The sequence below is a fragment of the Enterobacter sp. NFIX59 genome (assembly GCF_900113755.1).
Taxonomy (GTDB): Bacteria; Pseudomonadota; Gammaproteobacteria; order Enterobacterales; family Enterobacteriaceae; genus Enterobacter; species Enterobacter pseudoroggenkampii.
The window spans coordinates 102,913-117,103 of sequence record NZ_FOQN01000003.1 but is presented as its reverse complement, the minus strand read 5'-3'; the positions used below and the strand labels follow the sequence as shown (position 1 = coordinate 117,103).

The window sequence follows — 14,191 nt, the reverse complement described above, 5'->3', positions numbered from 1 at the left end:
AGGCGCAGACATCTGCGCCTTTTTTATGGAAGTAACAATATGAAAATACTGCAAATTGCCGTCGGGATTATTCGCAACCCGCAAAACCAAATCTTCATCACCCAGCGTGCTGCCGACGCCCATATGGCGAACAAGTGGGAGTTTCCGGGCGGTAAAATCGAGTCAGGTGAAACACCGGAAGAGGCGCTGGTTCGGGAACTTCAGGAAGAGGTGGGGATCACTCCGCTTGGCGCTACGCTGTTTGATAAGCTTGAGTACCAGTTTCCGGACAGGCACATCACGCTGTGGTTCTGGCTAGTGGAAAACTGGGAAGGTGAACCCTGGGGAAAAGAGGGGCAGCCGGGTAACTGGGTGGCGCTTCAGGCAAGTGATGCCGAAAAATTCCCGCCAGCTAATGAACCTGTGATCCTGCGGTTAGTCGCACAACCGTAGGCCTGCTGAGCGACGCGCCAGCAGGCTTTACAGATTACTGCTGGGTTTCACTCCAGTCGTCGCTGTCGGAGAGATCGCCTTTACTCGGAATGCGTTTCTCTTCCGCCGCCCATTCGCCCAGGTCAATAAGCTGGCAGCGTTTGCAGCAGAATGGGCGGAACGGACTCACTTCGCCCCAGACAACGGTTTTGCCACAGGTAGGGCAGTTTACGGTGGTGACATCAGACATCGGCACTCCTTAACAACAGGCCAGTTCAAAATCGAGACGTTCCGGCACGGTGCCATTTTCACTGTCCAGCGGCATAAAGCGAATCGCAAAGCGGCTCTTATGCCCGGAAATCTGTGGGTAAAGCTGTTCGCCAAGAGACAGATTGAGACGCAGAAGATCGGCATCATCACCGTTATCCTGGAAGAAACCATTCAGGCTGGTTTGCTTGCGGAACGGTGCAGAGTTACGAATCAGATCGAGGATCAGCGACAGCGTCTGGTGCATCGGCTCCAGGCTTGCCAGCCAGCTGTTCACCTGCGCGTCACGCTGCGCCTGTGGCATATGTAGCCACATATGCAGCGTCGGCAGGTCGAAGCTACAGCAGCCGCCAGGGATGCTCAGACGCTGGCGGACCAGGCCAATCAGGCGGTCTTCACGCAAAAACTGCCCGACGCGCGGCGCGGCCATCAGGATGCTGCTGCTGGTTTTAAGCTGCTGACGAAGGGAATCGATACGGCTTACATCCACCCCCGGAACCTCAGCCCATGCCTGTAATTTACGCTGCTGGCGCTCCAGCTCTTTGAGTAATTCTGTGCGGACATCGCCGCGTTCAATCACATCCAGCAGATCGCCTACGTTGCGGAAGAAGTGCAGCGCCGTAGCGTGATCGTTAACCGGCAGATGTTGTGAAAGCTGCTGAATGAGGAATTCGATGCGCAGCCAGGTGCGCATTTTTTCGTTGAGCGGATGCTCAAAAAGGATGTGTGTCGACATTATGGTTTTTCCTGTGCAACGGCCTGCGCGGCAAACGTCAGATACTGCGCGTGCAGACGGGCAACATCCGATGCAATGGCATCTGGTGCGCCGTTATTATCAATGACATCATCCGCCACGGCAAGGCGCTGAGCGCGCGTAGCCTGAGCGGCAAGAATGTGTTCAGCATGCTCCCGCGAGACATGGTCGCGCGTCATGGTTCTCTGGATTTGCGTTTCGGGAGAGACATCAATCACCAGCACCCGATCGGCTTTCTTCTGCAGCTGATTTTCAACCAGTAGCGGAACCACCCATAAGACATAGGGCGAGCGGGCCGCGGCGATCTGACGCTGAGTTTCCAGGTGGATGATGGGGTGGAGAAGGCTATTAAGCCAGGCTTTTTCCGCGGAATCGGAAAAAATGCATTCACGAAGCTGACGGCGATTCAGTGTGCCATCGGCATTGATGATGGCCTGACCAAAATGTTCTGCGATGGCCTTTAGCGCGGGTGTATTGGGCTCTACCACCTGGCGGGCAATGATATCGGCATCGATAATCGTGACACCCAAACGAGAGAAAGCGTCAGCAACGGTACTTTTGCCACTACCGATGCCGCCGGTTAATGCGACGATATACCCCATTAAATCAAATCCTGGGAATTATTCATTTTTAAAATCAGTTGATTAAAATTCTTACGTGCGCCAGCCACTGTTTAGCCCCGTTTACCGGCTTTTTACCAGGTAAATTTATAGGATTGTAGCGTAAAAAAAGAGAATTTCGCAGTCTTGCGGAGCAGGTATTAGTGCGTATGATAACGTCACTGGAGTTGTGCTTTTAACATATTTGCCTCTAACCCCAGGAATCCGCACATGCGTATCGAAGAAGATCTGAAGTTAGGTTTCAAAGACGTTCTTATCCGCCCTAAACGCTCTACACTGAAAAGTCGCTCAGACGTTGAACTCGAACGTCAATTCACCTTTAAGCATTCCGGTCAGACCTGGTCTGGCGTGCCGATCATCGCTGCCAACATGGATACTGTGGGAACCTTTGAGATGGCAACCGCCCTGGCACAGTTCGACATTCTCACCGCCGTGCACAAACATTACAGCCCTGAAGAGTGGAATGCGTTCGTTGCGTCCGCGTCTGCTGACGTGGTGAAGCATGTGATGGTCTCTACCGGTACCTCCGATGCGGATTTCGAGAAGACCAAACAGATCCTGAATGCTAACCCGGCGCTGAACTTCGTTTGTATTGATGTGGCGAATGGTTACTCCGAGCACTTCGTGCAGTTCGTCAGCAAGGCGCGTGAGGCCTGGCCGACGAAAACCATCATCGCGGGCAACGTGGTGACCGGTGAAATGTGTGAAGAGCTGATCCTCTCCGGTGCAGATATCGTGAAAGTAGGTATTGGCCCGGGCTCCGTATGCACCACACGCGTCAAAACCGGCGTCGGTTATCCGCAGCTCTCCGCCGTCATTGAATGTGCCGACGCGGCGCACGGGCTCGGCGGCCAGATCATCAGCGACGGCGGTTGCACCATGCCGGGTGATGTTGCGAAAGCCTTTGGTGGCGGTGCGGACTTCGTGATGCTCGGCGGTATGCTGGCAGGTCACGAAGAGAGCGGTGGTACCGTGGTTGAAGAGAACGGCGAGAAATTTATGCTGTTCTACGGCATGAGCTCTGAATCCGCGATGACCCGTCACGTCGGTGGCGTGGCAAAATACCGTGCGGCAGAAGGTAAAACAGTGAAGCTGCCTCTGCGCGGCCCGGTTGAATACACCGCGCGCGATATCCTTGGCGGCCTGCGCTCGGCCTGCACCTACGTTGGGGCATCCCGCCTGAAAGAGCTGACAAAACGTACAACGTTTATTCGCGTTCAGGAACAGGAAAACCGCGTATTCAATAGCCTGTAATGGTTTTCGCTGGCGCATGCTCGTGCGCCAGCCCTATTTTACTATCCCGCGCTCATCGCATCTCCCAGGTGGAATATCGGCAGGTACATGGCCATCACCAGCGTGCCGATAATGACCCCCGTCACAATCAGAAGCACTGGCTCGAGAAGTGCCGCCAGGCTATCTGCCCGTTGAAAGGTCTGTTCCGTGTGATGTCGGGCGAGGTTTGCCAGCATGATGTCCAGCGCACCTGACATTTCGCCGGTTCGTAAAAGCTGAATGCACAGCGGGGTAAAGATGGCCGCTTTCTGAAAGGATGAGCAGACGGGGAGGCCTTTTTCAATGTCCTCTCGCACGCCGCGAAGTATTCCCTGCCAGTACCGGCTCTCAACAGTTTCCTCTGCACTCGCCAGGCCCTGTAAAAAGGGGATGCCCGCCTGTTGCGTGAGTGACAGCACGGTAAAGATATGTCCCAGTTTTTGACCTTTTGCCAGTGCGCCCAACACGGGAGTTAGCATCAGGATGCGCTGCCAGCGAGGGTTCTGCCGCAGAGTCCAGGCGGTGGCTAAGGGCGCGAGTAACGCGGCGAACAACGCAAGGGCATATGACCGCATAAATGCGGCCATCCCCATGACCATTTGCGTCAGCAGCGGAAGCGGAGTGTTAAACGTTTTGTAGATCGCGGCAAACTCGGGCAAGACCAGGATGACCATCGCCAGCACCACGAGTACGGCCAGGGTCAGGACGATCGCCGGGTAGCGCAGCGCCTTTTTCACTTTCGCACTGAGCTGCTGCTGCGCTTTTTGCTGCTGCGCGAGCTGGCGACAGCACTCCTCCAGCTTCCCTGTGAGTTCACCGGTTTTCACCATCGAGACATGCAGTGGGCTAAAAACGGCTGGCCACTTTTTTAGCGACTCAGAAAAGGGGGCTCCCTCACTAAGCTCATCGGCAATGCTTTGCAGCAGCGCCTGCCACGGTTTTAACGGATGTTGTTCTGCCAGCATCTGCAGGCTGTGGGACAATGTCAGCCCGGCCTGCAGAAGCGTTGCGAGCTGGCGAAACATCTCGTAGCAGTGGTGTGGCCGCCAGCGGTGTCTCTGAGCGCATCGGGTCAGCGTCAGAGGATGGAGGCCGCTGTGCATCAGCCTGGTGAAGGCGGCATTGCGGTCTGTGGCCCAGAGAGTCCCGCTTCGGGGTTCTCCTTCCTGGGTGAGCGCTCGCCAGCGCCAGAGCTGATTAGCAGCCATCCGGCATGCCCAGGATGCGCACCAGCTCTTCGATCGTGGTCATCCCCTGTTCGACGGCCATGCAGCCGTGCTCGAAAAGAGAAATCATTCCCGCCTGCCGGGCGCTCGCCTCTATCACTTCTGTTCCCGCCCCGCTGGCAATGGCCTGCCGCAGGGCATTGTCGATCGTGAGTACTTCAAAAATGGCCACACGGCCATAAAAACCGTGATAACAACGCTCACAGCCGATGGGCTGCCAGCGTGGAAGCGGTCTGGACCATACGGCGCGCGGTAATTCAGCATGCTCGCTGGCTTCCCGGCGACAGTGCGGGCACAGACGCCGGACCAGCCGCTGGGCAATCACCATCGACAGCGCGGAAGATATCATCCAGCGCGCCACGCCCATCTGCTCCAGGCGAGTCAGGGCTTCCGTCGTCGAGTTGGTGTGCAGCGTTGATAGCACCAGGTGCCCGGTCTGGGCAGCATTAATGGCAATCCCTGCCGTTTCACCGTCACGAATTTCGCCGACCATAATGATGTCTGGATCCTGGCGTAGCAGCGCCCGCAGCACGCTCTGGAATGTTAAACCCGCCCGGGGATTAATCTGCGTCTGGTTTAATCCCGTAAGGGGGATTTCAATGGGATCCTCCACGCTACAGATGTTGACGTCAGGGATGTTACGCGCCTGCAGCGCGCTATACAGCGTCACGGTTTTGCCGCTGCCGGTAGGGCCGGTAACCAGAATTAGCCCCTGCGGCTGGTGGAGGGCCTCATTAAAACAGGCCAGTTGTTCAGCACTCATGCCAAGCGCTTTTGGCTCAAGGGCCTGCTGAACCTGATGCAGGAGACGCAGCACAATTTTCTCGCCGCCGCTGCAGGGAAGCGTCGCGATCCGAAACGAGACCGGCGCGTTCGCCAGCTCAATCGTAAACTGACCGTCCTGTGGCAAACGACGCTCTGCAATATCCAGGTTACCCAGCACTTTTAAACGCGCGCTGAACTGGCTTGCCAGCGAGGCGGAAAGCGGAGGCTGGGGGCAAAGAACCCCGTCGATGCGTAAACGGATCTGGCACGCGTGCTCCATCGGTTCGATATGAATATCAGAGGCGCGCTGGTTGATTGCCTGCTGCAGCGTGTGGTTGAGGATATCTACCGTTGAGTGCGTTAGCGAAACAACGGGCAGATGGGATTGTGACGTTAGCTGTCGCTGTTTTTCCATGCGCTCAGCGCTCCAGCACTCAATATCAATTCGTTTCTGGGTGGCGAAACGCAGCGCCTCCATCAGTTCAGCCGCGGGGTTGCCTACAACGGCGATGCTGACCATGTCACTGTCGCTGTTGAGCAGCAGAGCGTGATGGCGCAGGCAAAGCGCCACGAGTTGATCGGTATTCATTTTCCGCTCCTCAGTTATTGTCGAAGCGGAAAACGTCTTCGCAGGCCTGCTTCAGGGCGCTGTCAGCACTGATGCTGCAGTCACGCGTCCAGCCCGTCATACCGTTGCCGTCGCTCCACCGTGGCGTCATGGTTACCGTCAGCCCGTTAAGACTCTCCTGTCCTGTTAAGGTCACGACCCCTTTCGCTACGCTCATTCCTGAAACGTAGCGTGTCGTGGTGGGGGAAGGGATGCCGTTGCTGCCGGCATCGCAGCTTTCCACACCACCGTGATCCAGCGCGCAAAGCTCGATGGCGGTGCGGTAGGGAACGAAGGTTTGCAGCATATCGGTCAGCGCCGCCTTGCGCAGGTAATTCTGATAGGCGGGGACGCCGATGGCGCTCAGAATCGCAATAATGCCAATGACCACCATCAGCTCAATGAGTGTGAAGCCTTGTTGTCTGTCCATATCTGCTCCTTATGCAAAGTGGCGCTACTTTGTCAGCGGGAAAGAACAGAAACGAGGGGCAAAAAAGGGAACGGGAAGGGGGCTTCAGAGAATTTATTCAGTATTGCAGGGAAGAACAGCGGATCTGCGAGCGGGGCAGAAATTCCCCTCTCCGGGTGGAGAGGGGAGAATGCGTTATTTAAAGCGCATTGAGAGGTCGAGAGCGCGAACGTGTTTGGTTAGCGCACCGACGGAGATGTAATCCACGCCGGTTTCGGCGAATTCACGGATCGTTTCGAAAGTGACGTTCCCGGATACTTCAAGCTGAGCCCGGCCGTTTGTCAGTTTTACCGCCTCGCGCATCTGCTCTGTTTCGAAGTTATCGAGCATGATGATATCGGCCCCGGCCTTAATCGCCTGCTCCAGCTCGTCCAGGTTTTCCACTTCCACTTCAACCGGCACATCCGGGTGCAGCCAGAAGGCTTTCTCCACCGCCTGACGCACGGAGCCAGAGGCAATAATGTGGTTCTCTTTAATCAGGAAGGCGTCGGACAGGCCCAGACGATGGTTTGCGCCCCCGCCGCAGAGCACCGCATATTTCAGCGCGGTGCGCAGGCCCGGCAGCGTTTTGCGGGTATCCAGCAGCTGAGTGCGGGTACCGGCCAGCAGGTCAACGTAGCGACGCACTTCGCTGGCAACGCCAGAGAGCGTTTGTACAAAATTGAGCGCGGTACGTTCGCCGGTCAGCAAGACGCGGGAAGGTCCGTCCAGTTCGAACAGCGGCTGGTTGGCCTTGACTGCATCGCCGTCTTCCACGTGCCATGTTACCTGCACATCGTCGCCTGCCAGTTGAGTAAAGACCTCTTCAACCCAACGCTTGCCGCAAAAAACACCGTCTTCACGGGTGATGATGACCGCGTGGGAGCGCGTCTCTTTTGGCAATAATTGTGCGGTAATATCCTTTTCAGCATTAACGTCACCGCCCAGATCTTCTTTCAAAGCATGGGAGACGCTTGCCGGAATATCCATATTAATACGTTCCAGAAGCGCTTCACGTCGGTGGTCGGGGTTGTAGCGGCGAGGCGGCATGATAAAACTCCAAATTGGTAACGAATCATAATATTGAAACATGCTACTCTGAACCGAGTCATTGCACCATACAGAAGGAGTTCCAGCATGTTGTTAGAAAACGGATGGCTGGTGGATGCGCGGCATGTGCCCTCGCCGCACCACGATTGCCGCCCGGAGGATGAAAAGCCCACACTGCTGGTGGTTCATAATATTAGTCTCCCGCCGGGTGAATTTGGCGGCCCGTGGATCGATGCGTTATTCACGGGAACGATTGATCCCGATGCTCATCCCTTTTTTGCTGAAATTGCGCATCTGCGCGTATCGGCTCACTGCCTGATTCGTCGCGATGGTGAAGTGGTTCAGTATGTTCCCTTTGATAAGCGCGCCTGGCATGCCGGGGTGTCGATGTATCACGGGCGCGAACGGTGCAACGATTTTTCTATCGGGATCGAACTGGAAGGCACGGATACGACGCCTTATACCGATTCACAGTATCAACAGCTAGCGGCCGTGACCCGCACGCTTATCGGACTCTACCCGGCTATCGCCGACAATATCACGGGGCACAGTGATATTGCCCCGGAGAGAAAAACCGATCCCGGCCCGGCCTTTGACTGGCCCCGGTTTCGCGCCATGCTCACCGCGTCGTCAGAATAAGGAGATACCATGACGTTGTTTACCATGCTGCTGGTTATCATCGCTGAACGCCTGTTCAAGCTCGGCGAGCACTGGCATCTGGATCACCGGCTGGAGGTGTTTTTCCGCCGGATTAAGCACTTTTCCATGCTGCGCACGCTGCTGATGATGGCGGGCGTGATGGTCATTACGTTCCTGCTCCTGCGCTCGCTGCACGGACTCTTTTTCAACGTACCGCTGCTGGTGGTGTGGATCCTGCTTGGGGTGCTGTGCATTGGTGCGGGCAAGGTGCGTTTGCACTATCACGCCTACCTGAAAGCCGCCTCCCGTGACGATGCCCATGCGCGCAATGCCATGGCGAGCGAGCTGACGATGATCCACGGCGTGCCGCCGGACTGCGACGAGCGCGAATTTCTGCGCGAGCTGCAGAACGCGCTGCTGTGGATTAACTTCCGCTACTACCTGGCACCGCTGTTCTGGTTCGTGGTGGGCGGCCCGTGGGGACCGGTACTGCTGATGGGGTATGCGTTCCTGCGCGCCTGGCAGACCTGGCTTGCCCGCTATCTGACGCCGCATGAACGTTTGCTGTCCGGCATCGATGCCATCCTGCACGTGCTCGACTGGCTTCCGGTGCGTCTGGTGGGCGTGGTGTACGCGTTAATTGGTCACGGTGAAAAAGCGCTGCCCGCTTGGTTTGCGTCTCTTGCCGATCGCCATACGTCGCAGTACCAGGTGTTAACGCGTCTGGCGCAGTTCTCGCTGGCGCGTGAGCCGCATACCGACAAGATTGAAACACCAAAAGCCGCTGTCTCCATGGCGAAGAAAACGTCGTTTGTGGTGGTGGTGATCGTGGCGCTGCTGACTATTTACGGCACGCTGGTGTAAGCCAGCGCGCCGCAAAGACTACAGCGTATCCGCGGGCGGGATGCCGAAATCAGGCATCCCGTTTTCATTCCAGCGGACGAGCTTCAGGCGGGTATGCCGGTTCGGATCGTACAGCGGGTCGCCCTCAATTTCGGTGTAGTTACGCGCGTGATACACCAGCACGTCTTCCCCTTCCGGCGTTTGCGTAAAGCTGTTGTGTCCCGGGCCGAACTGGCGGTTTTCATAGCTGGTAACGAACACTGGACGCGGGGATTTGTGCCAGTTTGCCGGGTTTTGCGGATCGGCATTCAGGTCTATCCACAGTAGCCCCATACAGTAGTTCTCGTCGGTGGCGCTGGCGGAATAGCTGATAAACAGCTTATCGCCGTGAATCAGTACCGCCGGGCCTTCGTTAACCCAGAACCCGCGACATTCCCAGTCATACTCCGGCTTGCTGAGCATCACCGGCTCGCCTTTTAGCGTCCACGGGTTCGCCATTTCGCACAGGTAAAGGTTGGAGTTCCCGGTGATATCCGGCGCTTTTTGCGCCCACAGATACCAGCGTTTTCCCTGATGCACAAAGGTGGTGGCGTCCAGGGCGAAGGTGTCGAAAGGCGTTTTGATCTGCCCTTTTTCCACCCACGCGCCGGTAAGCGGATCGTCGTCAGCACATTCAATGGCGAACATCCGGTGCTGGAACATCCCGAGCGCGTCGAGCGCCTGGGTGTGCGTCGCGGCAAAGTAGATGTACCACTTCCCGTCAATGTGGTGCAGTTCCGGCGCCCAGATCAGCTGGCTCATGGGTCCGGTCTCGGGTTTGCGCCAGACCACAACTTCTTCAGCATGGCGTAAGCCTTCCAGCGACGCTGCGCGGCGGATCGCCAGCCTGTCGTACTGCGGCACGGAGGCGATAAAATAGTATTCCCCCTCATGGTGTAAAATGTACGGGTCGGCGCGTTGTTCGATAAACGGGTTTGGCCACTGATGCATTTGGCTCTCCTTATTTTGTCTCTGCGGCTTTCAGTTCCTGATAGTCGCTCAGTTCACGGTAATTGGTGCGACGTTTTTCCAGGTCTTCCTGAATGCGTTTCATCGTTTCACGGTCAACCTTCAGCAGCCGTACTACGCCCGCGGTGATTAAGTATCCAATGCCGGGAATGACGGTAAACAGCAGGACGATCCCGTTGATGGCGTCCGCGCTCTGCGCTTTTGCGCCCGCGTCATAGCCGTACCAGGAGAGCAGGAAGCCGACCATCGCACCGGCAATCGCCAGCCCTAATTTCAGGAAGAAGATGTTGCCGGAGAAGCTGATGCCCGTGATGCGCTTCCCGGTCTTCCACTCGCCGTAGTCGTCCACGTCGGCCATCAGCGACCAGTGCAGCGGAGACGGGATCTGGTGCAGGATGTTCAGCAGGACGTAGAGCACCACAATGGTGACGGTGGCTTTCGGGTCGAAGAAGTAGAAGGCGCAGGAGAAAATCGCCAGCACGATGTTGGTCCAGAAGAAGACTTTCAGCTTACACCAGCGGTCGGTCAGCACTTTTGCCAGCACGCTGCCGAGCATCATGCCGACCACGCCCAGGCTGATAAACAGCGTAGCGAAGTGGGTGCTCTGGCCCATCACCCAGGTGACGTAATACATGGTGGCCGCCATACGGATAAAGCCCGGGCAGACGTTGCAGAGCGTCAGCAGCAGAATGCGTACCCACTGGTCGTTCTTCCACACGTCTTTCAAATCGTTTTTCAACTCGTCGTTGGTCTGTACCGCCGGGCGCACGCGCTCGCGCACGGTGGCGAAGCAGAACAGGAACATGCAGGTGCCAATCAGCGCCAGCACGGTCATCGCCATCTGGTAGCCTTTGGCTTTGTTGTCCCCGCCAAACCAGTCGGCCATCGGCAGCAGCGTTAATGAGAGCAGCAGCGTGGCGATGCCGACCAGCACGAAGCGATACGACTGGCAGGCCACGCGTTCTTTTGGATCGTTGGTGATTACCCCTCCTAAGGAGCAGTAGGGGATGTTGATTGCCGTATAGGTCAAAGAGAGCAGGAAGTAGGTGACAAACGCATAGATAACTTTGCTGTTATAGCTCCACTCCGGCGTGGTGAACATCAGGATGCTGAACAGCGCGTAGGGGAAGGCGATCCACAGCAGCCATGGACGAAACCGGCCATATTTACTGCGGGTACGGTCGGCAATCGCGCCCATGATCGGGTCCGTTACGGCGTCAATTACGCGGACGGACAGCAGCAGCACGCCGACCAGCGCAGGCGCGAGGCCAAAAATATCCGTATAAAAATAGTTAACAAACAGCATGATGGCGCCAAAGATAATGTTGCATCCGGCGTCGCCCATCCCATAGCCGATCTTTTCTTTTACTGACAGTGTGTTGTTATCCATCGACAGCTCTCCGGTTTACGGTATGGAGAGAATTATTCGCTGGCGAAGGGATATATGCGTTGCAGTATCAGGGCGGTGATATGGATAAATGCGCTGTGGGCGCGAAAGTGTGAGGGAGGTAACAACGCGCGGTACCCGTAAAAGCAGGTACCGCGGAGGGAGGCTTAGTGCGCCTTCATGGCATTACGGCTTTTCTGACTGAAGAGATAGCCCACGCCCAGGATCGCAATCCAGACCGGGATCAGGTAGACGGAAATCGCCATACCCGGCGTGATCAGCATGATCACCAGCACGGCCGCCATAAACAGCAGGCAGATCCAGTTACCCAGCGGATAGAGCAGGGCAGGGAAGCGCGTGGTGACGCCCTGCTGCTGTTTCGCGCGGCGGAATTTGATGTGTGCCAGGCTGATCATCGCCCAGTTGATGACCAGGGCAGAGACCACCAGCGCCATCAGCAGGCCAAACGCCGATTCTGGTGCCATGTAGTTAATGAGCACGCACAGGGCGGTCACGATGGCGGAAACAATGATGGTATTCACCGGTACGCCGCGTTTATCAACGTTAAGCAGCATCTTCGGCGCGTTGCCCTGTTGGGCAAGGCCGAACAGCATACGGCTGTTGCAGTATACGCAGCTGTTGTATACGGAGAGCGCTGCGGTCAGCACCACGATGTTCAGGGCGTTGGCGACAAAGGTGTCGCCCAGCTCGTGGAAGATCAGCACAAACGGGCTGGTGTCAGCGGTGACGCGCGTCCATGGCAGCAGGGAGAGCAGCACGGCCAGTGAGCCCACATAGAAGATCAGAATACGGTAGATAACCTGGTTAGTGGCTTTTGGAATGCTCTGCTCCGGGTTGTCGGCTTCAGCGGCGGTGATACCCACCAGCTCCAGACCGCCAAAGGAGAACATAATGATGGCCATCATCATCACCAGACCGGTCATGCCGTGAGGCAGGAAGCCACCCTGTTCCCAGAGGTTGCGCACGGTGGCCTGCGGTCCGCCGTTGCCGCTGAACAGCAGCCAGCCGCCAAAGATAATCATCGCCACCACGGCAATGACTTTGATGATGGCGAACCAGAACTCCATCTCACCGAACACTTTAACGTTGGTCAGGTTAATGGCGTTAATAATGACAAAGAAGGCCGCAGCAGAAGCCCAGGTTGGGATTTCGGGATACCAGAACTGAATGTATTTTCCGACGGCGGTAAGCTCAGCCATGGCAACCAGAACGTACAGCACCCAGTAGTTCCAGCCTGAGGCGAAACCGGCAAAGCTGCCCCAGTATTTATAGGCAAAGTGGCTGAAGGAGCCTGCGACCGGCTCTTCAACGACCATTTCGCCCAGCTGGCGCATGATCAGAAAAGCAATGAAACCCGCAATCGCGTAACCCAAAATAATACCCGGACCGGCAGACTGGATAACGGATGCGCTGCCCAGAAACAGGCCGGTACCTATCGCACCGCCCAGTGCGATGAGCTGAATATGGCGGTTTTTAAGCCCGCGCTTTAGCTGATCGCCGTGCTGTTGAGCTTCCATTTGAAACCTCGTGTGTGGTTGTTATGTTCACGCTGTGCGTGTGTAATTATGAAAATCCATATTCTGTATTTATTTCTTTACGGTTAACGAGACCGAAAAAAGCGGAGATGACTTCCGTAAGCGCAAGAATAGTGGTAAGCGCCTGCGAATGCACCTGCTTTATGAAGGGGTGATGACGACTTGAATAAAAAGAAAGCATTTGTAAATCGGCCCGCTCGTTGTTCCTAACCCAACCTATAGAATAGAAATGCGCCGTAAGTGGGCGAATTTTCATTATTTGCCTTGTTGAATCGCTTCAGATTGCAAAAACCCTCGTTTCATTATGGTTAAAACTCCCTCTTTAGGAGTAATCAACTCATTTGTGCAAAGTTACATTTCTGAAACGTTATTTCTGTAAGGTTGTTAAAATGTGCAGGGTTTACTGATTTCAATCAAAACCAATATGGACAGAAGGTGAATACTTTGTTACTTTAGCGATACGAAATAGAAATTGGTAAGACCAATTGACTCCGGGCAAAAAGGCGTAAGACAGGGAATATGGCCTACAGCAAAATTCGCCAACCAAAACTATCTGATGTGATTGAGCAGCAGCTGGAGTTTTTAATCCTCGAAGGGACTCTGCGCCCGGGTGAGAAACTTCCACCAGAACGCGAGCTGGCAAAACAGTTCGACGTTTCACGTCCCTCTCTGCGTGAGGCGATTCAACGTCTCGAAGCAAAGGGCTTGCTGCTTCGTCGCCAGGGCGGCGGAACCTTTGTGCAAAACAGCCTGTGGCAGAGCTTCAGCGATCCGCTGGTAGAACTTCTCTCTGACCACCCAGAATCCCAGTTTGACCTGCTTGAGACCCGTCACGCGCTTGAAGGGATTGCGGCCTATTACGCCGCCCTTCGCAGCACTGATGAAGATCGCGTGCGTATCCGCGAACTGCATCAGGCCATTGAACGGGCACAGCAGTCCGGCGATTTAGACGCCGAGTCCAGCGCCGTCGTCCAGTATCAAATCGCCGTCACCGAAGCGGCACACAATGTGGTGCTCCTCCATCTGCTACGCTGCATGGAGCCGATGCTGGCCCAGAACGTTCGTCAGAATTTTGAATTGTTGTATGCCCGTCGGGAGATGCTCCCACTGGTAAGCAACCATCGCACCCGAATATTCGAGGCGATAATGGCCGGGGAACCGGAGCAGGCGCGTGAAGCGTCGCACCGCCATCTGGCTTTCATTGAGGAAATCTTGCTGGACCGCAGCCGTGAACAATCGCGACGCGAACGTTCATTACGCCGCATACAGCAACGAAAGGATTAAGCGCCAGGTACTTTTAGAGCGCGGCAACTAAACGCAGAACCTGTCTTATTGTGT

General features: G+C 55.9%; 16 protein-coding genes. 5 read left to right on the top strand and 11 right to left on the bottom strand.

What is annotated here, in order from left to right; genetic code table 11:
- Positions 1-39 precede the first annotated feature (39 nt).
- Positions 40-432 carry an 8-oxo-dGTP diphosphatase MutT gene (gene mutT / locus BM007_RS12670; protein ID WP_024907464.1) on the top strand — a complete coding sequence of 131 codons (393 nt, stop codon included), beginning with the start codon at positions 40-42 and terminating at the stop codon, positions 430-432.
- A gap of 34 nt (positions 433-466) precedes the next feature.
- Here the strand turns inward: mutT and yacG are convergent, their stop codons facing one another.
- Genes yacG through coaE form a run of 3 tightly spaced genes read right to left on the bottom strand, consistent with a single transcriptional unit; the run spans position 467 to position 2,034 of the window.
- Positions 467-661 carry a DNA gyrase inhibitor YacG gene (gene yacG, locus BM007_RS12665; protein ID WP_024907465.1) on the bottom strand — a complete coding sequence of 65 codons (195 nt, stop codon included), beginning with the start codon at positions 659-661 and terminating at the stop codon, positions 467-469.
- Positions 662-670: 9 nt separating this feature from the next.
- Positions 671-1,414: a cell division protein ZapD gene (gene zapD, locus BM007_RS12660; protein WP_024907466.1), complete on the bottom strand. Its 744-nt coding sequence runs from the start codon at positions 1,412-1,414 to the stop codon at positions 671-673.
- A complete protein-coding gene (coaE, locus tag BM007_RS12655; protein ID WP_024907467.1) occupies positions 1,414-2,034 on the bottom strand; it encodes a dephospho-CoA kinase in 621 nt (206 codons plus the stop codon). Before coaE ends, zapD begins: the two co-directional genes overlap by 1 nt.
- A 228-nt stretch (positions 2,035-2,262) precedes the next feature.
- Between coaE and BM007_RS12650 the strand changes: the two genes are divergently transcribed.
- Entirely contained in the window at positions 2,263-3,306 is a 1,044-nt protein-coding gene (locus tag BM007_RS12650) for a GMP reductase (RefSeq protein WP_023310407.1), read from the top strand.
- Between the two features lie 41 nt (positions 3,307-3,347).
- Here BM007_RS12650 and hofC read toward each other — a convergent pair whose 3' ends face one another.
- The 4 genes from hofC to nadC form a co-directional block, all read right to left on the bottom strand.
- Complete coding sequence (gene hofC / locus BM007_RS12645) at positions 3,348-4,532, bottom strand: protein transport protein HofC (protein ID WP_090419056.1); 1,185 nt, start codon at positions 4,530-4,532, stop codon at positions 3,348-3,350.
- The gene (gene gspE / locus BM007_RS12640) at positions 4,522-5,904 is read right to left on the bottom strand and encodes a type II secretion system protein GspE (RefSeq protein WP_090419054.1); all 1,383 of its coding nucleotides are present in this window, start codon (positions 5,902-5,904) and stop codon (positions 4,522-4,524) included. Before gspE ends, hofC begins: the two co-directional genes overlap by 11 nt.
- Before the next feature lie 10 nt (positions 5,905-5,914).
- Positions 5,915-6,352 carry a prepilin peptidase-dependent pilin gene (gene ppdD, locus BM007_RS12635; RefSeq protein ID WP_024907471.1) on the bottom strand — a complete coding sequence of 146 codons (438 nt, stop codon included), beginning with the start codon at positions 6,350-6,352 and terminating at the stop codon, positions 5,915-5,917.
- A 174-nt stretch (positions 6,353-6,526) separates the two neighbouring features.
- On the bottom strand, positions 6,527-7,420 hold the full coding sequence (gene nadC, locus BM007_RS12630; RefSeq protein ID WP_024907472.1) for a carboxylating nicotinate-nucleotide diphosphorylase: 894 nt from the start codon (positions 7,418-7,420) through the stop codon (positions 6,527-6,529).
- An 87-nt stretch (positions 7,421-7,507) separates the two neighbouring features.
- On the opposite strand from nadC, the gene ampD reads away from it, so the two are divergent.
- Positions 7,508-8,059 carry a 1,6-anhydro-N-acetylmuramyl-L-alanine amidase AmpD gene (gene ampD, locus BM007_RS12625; RefSeq protein WP_024907473.1) on the top strand — a complete coding sequence of 184 codons (552 nt, stop codon included), beginning with the start codon at positions 7,508-7,510 and terminating at the stop codon, positions 8,057-8,059.
- Positions 8,060-8,068: 9 nt separating this feature from the next.
- Positions 8,069-8,923, top strand: a complete 855-nt coding sequence (gene ampE / locus BM007_RS12620; protein WP_090419051.1) for a beta-lactamase regulator AmpE — start codon at positions 8,069-8,071, stop codon at positions 8,921-8,923.
- 18 nt (positions 8,924-8,941) lie between these two features.
- On the opposite strand, the gene BM007_RS12615 is transcribed toward ampE, so the two are convergent.
- The 4 genes from BM007_RS12615 to BM007_RS12600 all read right to left on the bottom strand — a co-directional run bounded on the left by BM007_RS12615 (position 8,942) and on the right by BM007_RS12600 (position 13,109).
- Positions 8,942-9,892 carry a glycoside hydrolase family 43 protein gene (locus BM007_RS12615; protein WP_090419046.1) on the bottom strand — a complete coding sequence of 317 codons (951 nt, stop codon included), beginning with the start codon at positions 9,890-9,892 and terminating at the stop codon, positions 8,942-8,944.
- A 10-nt stretch (positions 9,893-9,902) separates the two neighbouring features.
- Complete coding sequence (locus tag BM007_RS12610; protein WP_090419044.1) at positions 9,903-11,300, bottom strand: glycoside-pentoside-hexuronide (GPH):cation symporter; 1,398 nt, start codon at positions 11,298-11,300, stop codon at positions 9,903-9,905.
- A gap of 164 nt (positions 11,301-11,464) precedes the next feature.
- Positions 11,465-12,835 (bottom strand): aromatic amino acid transporter AroP, encoded by a 1,371-nt coding sequence (gene aroP, locus BM007_RS12605; protein ID WP_024907477.1) that lies wholly within the window; start codon positions 12,833-12,835, stop codon positions 11,465-11,467.
- Between the two features lie 46 nt (positions 12,836-12,881).
- Complete coding sequence (locus tag BM007_RS12600) at positions 12,882-13,109, bottom strand: hypothetical protein (protein WP_081112054.1); 228 nt, start codon at positions 13,107-13,109, stop codon at positions 12,882-12,884.
- 263 nt (positions 13,110-13,372) lie between these two features.
- Between BM007_RS12600 and pdhR the strand changes: the two genes are divergently transcribed.
- Complete coding sequence (gene pdhR / locus BM007_RS12595; protein ID WP_014882565.1) at positions 13,373-14,137, top strand: pyruvate dehydrogenase complex transcriptional repressor PdhR; 765 nt, start codon at positions 13,373-13,375, stop codon at positions 14,135-14,137.
- Positions 14,138-14,191 lie beyond the last annotated feature (54 nt).

Bases quoted from the DNA above. Each gene is read 5' to 3' on its own strand.
- ppdD (WP_024907471.1), bottom strand. From the start codon at position 6,352: ATGGACAGACAACAAGGCTTCACACTCATTGAGCTGATGGTGGTCATT.
- mutT (WP_024907464.1), top strand. From the start codon at position 40: ATGAAAATACTGCAAATTGCCGTCGGGATTATTCGCAACCCGCAAAAC.
- BM007_RS12600 (WP_081112054.1), bottom strand. From the start codon at position 13,109: ATGAAAATTCGCCCACTTACGGCGCATTTCTATTCTATAGGTTGGGTT.
- coaE (WP_024907467.1), bottom strand. From the start codon at position 2,034: ATGGGGTATATCGTCGCATTAACCGGCGGCATCGGTAGTGGCAAAAGT.
- yacG (WP_024907465.1), bottom strand. From the start codon at position 661: ATGTCTGATGTCACCACCGTAAACTGCCCTACCTGTGGCAAAACCGTT.
- gspE (WP_090419054.1), bottom strand. From the start codon at position 5,904: ATGAATACCGATCAACTCGTGGCGCTTTGCCTGCGCCATCACGCTCTG.
- pdhR (WP_014882565.1), top strand. From the start codon at position 13,373: ATGGCCTACAGCAAAATTCGCCAACCAAAACTATCTGATGTGATTGAG.
- hofC (WP_090419056.1), bottom strand. From the start codon at position 4,532: ATGGCTGCTAATCAGCTCTGGCGCTGGCGAGCGCTCACCCAGGAAGGA.
- BM007_RS12615 (WP_090419046.1), bottom strand. From the start codon at position 9,892: ATGCATCAGTGGCCAAACCCGTTTATCGAACAACGCGCCGACCCGTAC.
- zapD (WP_024907466.1), bottom strand. From the start codon at position 1,414: ATGTCGACACACATCCTTTTTGAGCATCCGCTCAACGAAAAAATGCGC.
- nadC (WP_024907472.1), bottom strand. From the start codon at position 7,420: ATGCCGCCTCGCCGCTACAACCCCGACCACCGACGTGAAGCGCTTCTG.
- aroP (WP_024907477.1), bottom strand. From the start codon at position 12,835: ATGGAAGCTCAACAGCACGGCGATCAGCTAAAGCGCGGGCTTAAAAAC.
- ampD (WP_024907473.1), top strand. From the start codon at position 7,508: ATGTTGTTAGAAAACGGATGGCTGGTGGATGCGCGGCATGTGCCCTCG.
- ampE (WP_090419051.1), top strand. From the start codon at position 8,069: ATGACGTTGTTTACCATGCTGCTGGTTATCATCGCTGAACGCCTGTTC.
- BM007_RS12650 (WP_023310407.1), top strand. From the start codon at position 2,263: ATGCGTATCGAAGAAGATCTGAAGTTAGGTTTCAAAGACGTTCTTATC.
- BM007_RS12610 (WP_090419044.1), bottom strand. From the start codon at position 11,300: ATGGATAACAACACACTGTCAGTAAAAGAAAAGATCGGCTATGGGATG.